The 7,713-nt window shown below is 65.4% G+C and carries 5 protein-coding genes; 2 read left to right on the top strand and 3 right to left on the bottom strand.

What is annotated here, in order from left to right:
* Together AC1HIY_RS14775 and AC1HIY_RS14770 are read right to left on the bottom strand one after the other, a co-directional pair.
* Window positions 1-2,039: ATP-dependent helicase (locus tag AC1HIY_RS14775; protein ID WP_479577566.1), on the bottom strand; the 2,039-nt coding region annotated here is incomplete at its 3' end.
* Between the two features lie 144 nt (window positions 2,040-2,183).
* Window positions 2,184-3,485: a lipase family protein gene (locus tag AC1HIY_RS14770; RefSeq protein ID WP_479577565.1), complete on the bottom strand. Its 1,302-nt coding sequence runs from the start codon at window positions 3,483-3,485 to the stop codon at window positions 2,184-2,186.
* Between the two features lie 214 nt (window positions 3,486-3,699).
* On the opposite strand from AC1HIY_RS14770, the gene AC1HIY_RS14765 reads away from it, so the two are divergent.
* Window positions 3,700-5,025, top strand: coding sequence for a NupC/NupG family nucleoside CNT transporter (locus tag AC1HIY_RS14765; RefSeq protein ID WP_479577564.1), 1,326 nt, complete (start codon window positions 3,700-3,702; stop codon window positions 5,023-5,025).
* Between the two features lie 54 nt (window positions 5,026-5,079).
* Here the strand turns inward: AC1HIY_RS14765 and AC1HIY_RS14760 are convergent, their stop codons facing one another.
* Window positions 5,080-5,901 (bottom strand): hypothetical protein, encoded by an 822-nt coding sequence (locus AC1HIY_RS14760; protein ID WP_479577563.1) that lies wholly within the window; start codon window positions 5,899-5,901, stop codon window positions 5,080-5,082.
* A gap of 464 nt (window positions 5,902-6,365) precedes the next feature.
* Here AC1HIY_RS14760 and AC1HIY_RS14755 point away from each other — a divergent pair, with 464 nt between their 5' ends.
* A complete protein-coding gene (locus AC1HIY_RS14755) occupies window positions 6,366-7,691 on the top strand; it encodes a sensor histidine kinase (protein WP_479577562.1) in 1,326 nt (441 codons plus the stop codon).
* The last annotated feature ends 22 nt before the right edge of the window (window positions 7,692-7,713 follow it).

Here is a 7,713-nt window from a genome sequence, read left to right as displayed (position 1 = left end):
GCGTCGCCGGGGCGCGAGCGGAAGCGGTCCGTGCGGGGCGTGAAGGCCGTCCCGGCCTCGGTGCGGATCATCGAGGGATCGACCTCGTCGAGGAACCGGCTGCGGACGGCGGCCTGCTGTTCGCCATAGCGGTAGCGGCTGCGCGCGTGCGTCAGGTAGAGGTGCGACTCGGCCCGCGTGACGCCCACGTAGAACAGCCGCCGCTCCTCTTCGAGCTCCTTCCGATCCTGCGCCGCCGCCGCGAGCGGAAACAGCCCCTCCTCCAGCCCGGTGATGAAGACGACCGGAAACTCCAGCCCTTTCGACGCGTGGAGCGTCATCAGCGTGACGCGGCTCTCGTCCTCGGCGGCCGCATCGGCGTCGGTCAGCAGCGAGACTTCCTGCAGGAACACGCTCAGCGTCGCCTGCTCGCCCGCGCCCGCCGTGAACTCGGCGATGGCGTTGATGAGTTCGTTCACGTTCTCCCACCGGACGAGGTTCTCCGGCGTATTGTCGCGGCGGAGGTCGTCGAGGATGCCGGACTCGCCGATGAGCTCGCGCGCCAGTTCGTCGGCGGGGCGGCTGTTCGCCTGCGCGGCGTATTTGGCGATGAGGAAGCGAAAGCGCTCCACGGCGTTCTGCGCGCGCGCGGGCAAGCCCGCCTCCTCGATGCGTTCGAGCGCCTGCCACACGCCGATGCCCTCGCGGCGCGCATAGCCGAAGATGAGTTCCTGCGTCTTCCCCCCGATGCCGCGCGTCGGATAGTTGATCACGCGCCGGAGGCTCGCCACGTCGTTCGGGTTGACGACGAGGCGGAGGTACGCCAGCGCATCCTTGATCTCGCGGCGTTGATAGAACGACACGCCGCCGACGACGCGGTACGGGATGCCGCCCCGCCGGAGCGCCTCTTCGAGCGAGCGGCTCTGCGCGTTCGTCCGGTAGAGCACGGCAAACTCCTTGAACGAATAGCCCATCCGCACGTGGAGGTCGCGGATCGTGCGCTCGACTTTCTGCGCCTCGTCCCGCTCGGAGATGGCTTCCATGAGGACGACCGGCTCGCCGTCGCGGTTCTCCGTCCAGAGCGACTTCTCGAGCTGATCCTCATTGTTTTTGATGATCGAGTCGGCAAGGCTGAGGATGGCCTTCGTCGAGCGATAGTTTTGTTCGAGCCGTACGGTGACCGCCTCGGGGTAGTCGCGCTGAAACGAGAGGATGTTCGTGATGTCGGCTCCGCGGAAGGCATAGATGCTCTGCGCGTCGTCGCCCACCACGCACAGGTTCTTGTGCTTCGCCGCGAGCATTTTGGCCAGGAGATATTGCGCGTGGTTCGTGTCCTGATACTCGTCGATGTGGAGATACCGCCAGCGTTCCTGATATTTCGCGAGGACGTCCGGATGCGCCTGAAAGAGGTCGATGGGCTTGAGGAGGAGGTCGTCGAAGTCCATCGCGTTGGCGTTGCGAAGCGTCTCCTGATAGGGCCCGTAGAGGAGGGCCGCCTTCTCCTGCATCGGCGAGGCGACGAGGCGCGCATACTCGCCGGGCATGACCATCTTGTTCTTCGCGCTCGAGATGAGCGCGTGCATCGTCCGAACGTTGAATTGTTTCGGATCGATGTTGTAGCGATTCATGAGTTCGCGGAGGATGCGCCGGCTGTCGTCGGTGTCGTAGATCGTGAAGTCGGACGTATAGCCGATCTTCTCCCCTTCGATGCGGAGCAGGCGGGCGAACGTGGCGTGGAACGTGCCCATCCACATGCCGCGCGCCTTGTCCGTCCCGACGAGTTTCTCGACGCGGCTTTTCATCTCGCGGGCGGCCTTGTTCGTGAAGGTGAGCGCGAGGATCTCGAACGGGCGCGCCTTCCCGGCGGCGATGAGGTAGGCGATGCGGTGCGTGAGCGTGCGCGTCTTCCCCGAGCCCGGCCCGGCGATGATGAGCACCGGCCCGTCGGCGGCGCGGACGGCCTCCTGCTGCGCCGGGTTGAGGCCTTCGAGGATCAGTTCGGCCTCCTCGCGCGAGGCGGGAGCTTCGGATTCGTCGAGAGAGAGGGGATACTGCCGCATACCGTCGAGTCGTGGATTATGGGTTCGAGAGCCGGGAAAAGAGAAGCGAGAGCGGGCGTCCCGGAGCAAAACCAGCGTGGGGAAAGATAGGCATTCCGGCCCGAGGGAAGCGAGGCAAAAGAATGAAGAATGCCGCCGCAGGGTTCAGGGCGTCAGGCGAAGGCGCACGCCCGATACGTCGGGCGGCGGCCCCTGCTTGGCTGACCGTAAGGAGTCGAACCAGAACTTGCCCAGGAGCAGCGCGGGCGCGGCGCACGCGGCATGCCCGCCGAAGGTGAGCGACACCACCTCCACGGCGGCGGCCCCGCGCGCCTTGAAGCTCGCCGAAGCCACCTCGGTGTTGGCGAACGGCACCAGGTCGTCGTCCACGCAATGATACATTCGCATCGGCGTCTTCGGCGTCCACGCATAGAGATCGTTGTCCCGGAGGGCCTTCCGGAGCGGGTGGTCGGCGTCGTTCTCGAAGGCCGCGATGTAGTCGTCGCGGGCGATCTCCAGCGGCACGGCGGGCAGTTCGGCGTCGATCTGCGCGCTGTCGTGTGTGCCGTCGAAGAGCACGGGCAGGCGCACGTCCCACGGCGGGACGAAGGCGTCCGAGAGGTTCTCGAAGAGGTCGTACACGTCGTCGTAGGCGAGGAGGGTGTACGGGAAATAGAAGGGTGAGGGATACGGTTCGCGGCTGAGCATGAGGTCGGCCATCGTGCCCGACATGTCGTAGTTGCCCGCCATAGGCGCGGTGGCGGTAAGGGAGAACTCGTCGGCGTGCTCGGCTTCGATGAGGCGCTGCGTCGCCGCCGTGGCGAAACCGCCCTCCGAATAGCCGATGAGGAACAGCCGATCGTTCAGGTCGAGGTCCTCCGTTTCGGCGAAGCGTCGTCCGGCCCGCAGCATATCCACCGTGGCGGTGGCAAGCGAAGCCGCGTGCACGTACGGATGCAGCCCCTCCGAGACGCCGAGGCCGAGGTAGTCCGGCATCACGGCGAAGTACCCCGTCGTGGCGAAGACGACGCCGATGAGGGTCTCGGGCACGTCCAACCCGCCGACGGAAGCGACGGCGTCCCGGGCGACCACGGTGCCGTGCTGATAGCTCACCATCGGCATCGCGCTCGCCAGGCCCTGGGGCCGCATCACCGCTCCGGAAGCCGTCGTCTCGTTGCCCTTCGGGTCGATGGTGCGATAGACGACGCGGTAGATCTCCACGTCGAACGCGGGCGCGACGGGCACGCCGAAGCTCGCGAAAATGCCCGAGAGCTCCTGCTTCGTCGCCGTCTCGATGAGCGTCGTAGAGACGATGCTGCCCCGTCCCTCGTCCGGCGGCGGCTCCTCGGCCGGCGACCCGCTGTCGCACGCGGCCAGAAAAAACATCGCCGCCGCCACGCCGAGGACGAACGTGCGAAAGCCGCGTCGTGCGGGCCGGAAGGAGATCAAACGGTTCCTTTGCCTCATAAACAGAGCCTCGGTTCAGCTGAAAATCGGTCCGGAAAAGACACCGGAGAGACGGGGCGCGGAGATGCGACCTGCGTCCTCCGTATATCCCTTTTATTGTGGCGGGGATCCCGTATATTGCCGCCACTTTGCGTTTTCCCGGCGGCCTTCAGGCCCTCCGGGTTCGGAGCCGTCCCCCTCCGACCACCGTACTCCCACCAGAGCCGAGTGATTTATGGACATCGTCGCCCTTCTGCGCGGAATCCTGGGACTTGTCGTCATCCTGGGCATTGCCTTTCTGCTCTCGAACAATCGAAGACGGATCAACTGGCGCACCGTCGGGGCTGGTCTGGGACTCCAGCTCGTGCTTGCCGTTTTCATTCTGAAGGGCAATGAGATGGGCGCGACCTTTTCGCCCCTGGGCTGGCCGAAAGCCTTCTTCGCATGGGTCAGCTCGTTTTTCGTGCTCGTGCTGAACTTCACCACGGCGGGCGCGGAGTTCGTCTTCGGCGCGCTCGCCATCAGCCCCGGCATGGACGGCAGCATGGGCAATTTCTTTGCTTTTCAGGTGTTGCCTACGATCGTCTTCTTCGGCGCACTCATGGCGGTGTTCTATCACCTCGGCATCATGCAGCGCGTGGTGCAGGGCATGGCCTGGCTCGTCACGCGGCTGCTCGGCACGAGCGGGGCGGAGTCGCTCTCGGTGACGGCGAACATTTTCGTGGGGCAAACGGAAGCGCCGCTCGTCATCAAGCCCTATCTCGAAAAGATGACGTACTCGGAGCTCATGGCCGTCATGACCGGCGGCATGGCCACCATCGCCGGCGGCGTGATGGTGGCGTACATCTCGATCCTCGGCAACGCTTTCGCGCAGGCCCAGGGCATCGACCTCGAGACGGCGCAACTGCTCTTTGCCGAACAGCTCCTCGGCGCGAGCCTGATGGCCGCGCCGGCGGCGCTCCTCCTCTCGAAGATCCTCGTGCCGGAGGTTCAGGAGCCGGTCACGCAGGGCGAGGTCAAGATCACGGTGGAGCAAACGACGAAGAACGTGATCGACGCGGCGGCGGCGGGCGCGGGCGACGGCCTCAAGCTGGCCCTCAACGTCGGCGCCATGCTCATCGCCTTCCTCGCGCTCATCGCCATGGCGAACTGGCTCCTCGGCTGGGGCGGCGACCTTTTCGGCGTCTCGCTCTCCCTCGAGTCGCTCTTCGGGTGGATCCTCAGCCCGCTGGCCTGGCTCATCGGCGTGCCCTGGGCCGACGCGACGGACCTCGGCTCCCTCATCGGCACGAAGATCGTCGCCAACGAGTTCGTCGCCTACACCATCCTGGCAGATCTCATCCAGCAAGGAGCGCTCTCGCCCAAGTCCATCACCATGGCGACGTTCGCCCTGTGCGGCTTCGCCAACTTCTCGTCCATCGCCATCCAACTCGGCGGCATCGGGCCGCTGGCGCCCTCACGAAAGTCGGAACTGGCGCAACTGGGCCTGCGCGCCGTGCTCGCCGGAACGCTGGCGAACATGATGACCGCCACCATCGCGGGCGTGCTCATGAGCGGGTGAGCGGGCGCGCGTTCGTTCGCCGTCAGGGGGCTCACTGCGTTCGCGTCAGGGGGCTCAATCGACAACGACTTCGTATTGAACGCCGGTCTCGATGAAGGAGGGAATGCCGGAAGCCGTGAACTCCGCCGTGCCGGGACAGAGCATCTCCCCCGCGAGGTCGAAGTCGATCCGGAGAAAATCGCACGTGTACGTCTGCGAATCGCCGGAGAAGCGGAGTTGTCCCGGCTGCTCGGGGTCCCAATCCACCATCTTCGTGCAGATGCCGCCCTCGCCGCACGTACAGACCCAGTGGCACGACTTGCCCGGCGTGTTGTACTCGGCCACCGCATTCGAAGCTTGCGGATCGACAGGCATGCGAAACTCGTTTACCACGTTTCCGCCTCGAATGCACTGAACCTTTACGCTGTCCTGGACCAGCGGCACCGAACCGAGGCTCATCTCCAGCCGGGTCGCATTCGTCCCGCCGATGTGCTGAAACGAAGCGACCGTTTGCGGCTGCGCTCCCTGCGCCGGCCCGATGATCCCGAGCCCCGCCGACTTCATCTCGCGCGGCGCGCCTCCCTTGAACGTCGAGGAAAAGGTGGCTTCCGGCGGAAGCTTCATCGGCTCGAAGAAGAAATCGACGGCGTTCAACCGACCGATGTTGATGGCCACCCCGAAAACGCCTTCGGTACTCGTACGGACGACCGTCATCCGGTCGCCGTCCGTCTCCAGTTTTGCCCCGCCAATGGGCGTATGCTCCAGCCCCCCGAACGTGACGATCTCCGGCTCCTTCGTCTTCTCCGGCTGCTCGACCTTCTCCTTTCCCGGACCGCATCCCACGAGGCCCCATCCGAGCATGACACCGATAACGAGGGTAAAGGGGATTTTTTTCATGACACGCACCTTTGTTTAGATCATTCGCGAACACCGAGGTCGAGCCGAACGACGTTTCCGGCCCGGTTCATCTGCTTTATAAAACGGAAACGGCGGGGACGCCGGACGGGCCGAAATCCTTATTTTAGGTGGGGCGACTTTCCCTTCCGTCGTAGGCCGCCCTTCCTATGACGGCGCACGTATCGGACGGGCGGCGGCGCGCGATAGGTTGAATTTCCCATACGAAAATGAGAAGCGCACCTCATCCTGACGGACGCCCCACGCTCTATACTGTCTTACCCCCCCTGTCAAGGCCGCTTCCCCGCACGGTCGGCCGCCTCGAACCTGACGCGAAAACCATGCGAGTCCCGCGCATCGGGCCGCGCTGCGTGACAATATAATGCCCGACCGTGCGAAAAGCCGCATGGCCGCTCATGATGCCTCCGAGGGCCGGCGGCGCCCGGCGCTCTCAATCATACCTCGCCATGAAAATATCCTGCCGTTCCCCGCTTCACCGTCGCCTTGCCGCGACGCTGGCGCTCGTCGTATGGACCGGCGGCCTGTGCGTCCACGCGCAGCCGGCGACGCCGCAACCCGAGATCATGAGCGCCCGGGTATATCCGGACTCCGTGCTTCACCTCACCTATCGTCTGGGCGACGAACGAAGTTCGATGAACATTCCGCTGTCGATGATGTCCGGGATCGTCAGTCAGCTCATCGCCTTCGAGCGCCCGACGGAGGTCCCGTCTCCGTCGGATGCCCCGCCCCCCGTACCCGTGGCCGAGCGCGCCCGCATCAACGACTTCACCTCGCCCGAGACGGGCTATCACTACGAAGTGTCGATGTTCGCCGACAGCCTCATCCAGATCCGGTACGACACCGGCGTGGAGAAACACACGCTCCGCTTCCCCCCGGACCTCATCGCGCTCGAACACATCTTCCGGCACTACAAGGCGTTCTCCGGCGAGCGTCTCGAGAACGCGGATGAGCTGTTCATCGACTGGAGCGATCTGAGCTTCTGGTTTCGGACCCAGCGGTCGGGGAACCTGTGGCCGTTTGCCGGGGCGCTCCTGCTGCTGGGGCTCGGAGCGCCGGTCTATTTCTTTCGGAAAAAGTTTCGCCACGTCCAGCAGGAGCGGGACGAGCTTTTCGCGTCGCGGCAGCGGATGATGGAGGCGCGGGAAGCCGAGCGGACCCACCTCGCCGCCGAGTTGCACGACGGGCCGGTGCAGGAGCTTCAGCGTGTGCTCCGGGCGTACCTGCTTCCGCTGGCGCGCACGCTGCCCGAGGAGACCACGCGTCAGTCGCTCGAAGAGGCGCGGGAGGCGCTTCAACACATCGCCGGGGAGCTGCGCAACCTGTGCACGGAGCTTCGCCCGCCCGTGCTCGTGCACTTCGGCCTCGACAAGGCCATCCGCTCGTACGTTCGCCTTTTCGAGGAACGTCATCCCGGCATTCGGGTCGAGCTCGAGCTCGACGCCGAAAACAAGACCTTGCCGATGCGGGTGCGCCTGGCGCTGTTCCGCATCTGTCAGGAGGCTTTGAACAACGTCTCCAAACATGCCGCCGCCCGGAACGTACACATCAGGCTCGTCCTCGACGACGAGACGATCCGGCTCGGCATCCGGGACGACGGGCGCGGCTTCACGCCTCCGAAGCGGTGGATCGACCTGGAGCGGGAAGGCCACCTCGGACTCTCGGGGCTGGCTCAGCGCGCCGAAGCCGTGGGCGGGACCCTCGAAGTCGCCTCCGCGCCCGGGGAAGGGACGGCGCTTCAGGTCGTCGCCGCCCGCGCCGCGCCCGCCGCCTGACCTCGCCGACACGCCCCCTCAC

Source organism: Rhodocaloribacter sp., from assembly GCF_056451265.1.
The sequence above is the reverse complement of the archived record's forward strand: the minus strand, read 5'-3'. Positions and strand labels throughout refer to the sequence as shown.

Coding starts and splice junctions, on each gene's coding strand:
- AC1HIY_RS14770 (WP_479577565.1), bottom strand. CDS start 3,485: ATGAGGCAAAGGAACCGTTTGATCTCCTTCCGGCCCGCACGACGCGGC.
- AC1HIY_RS14765 (WP_479577564.1), top strand. CDS start 3,700: ATGGACATCGTCGCCCTTCTGCGCGGAATCCTGGGACTTGTCGTCATC.
- AC1HIY_RS14760 (WP_479577563.1), bottom strand. CDS start 5,901: ATGAAAAAAATCCCCTTTACCCTCGTTATCGGTGTCATGCTCGGATGG.
- AC1HIY_RS14755 (WP_479577562.1), top strand. CDS start 6,366: ATGAAAATATCCTGCCGTTCCCCGCTTCACCGTCGCCTTGCCGCGACG.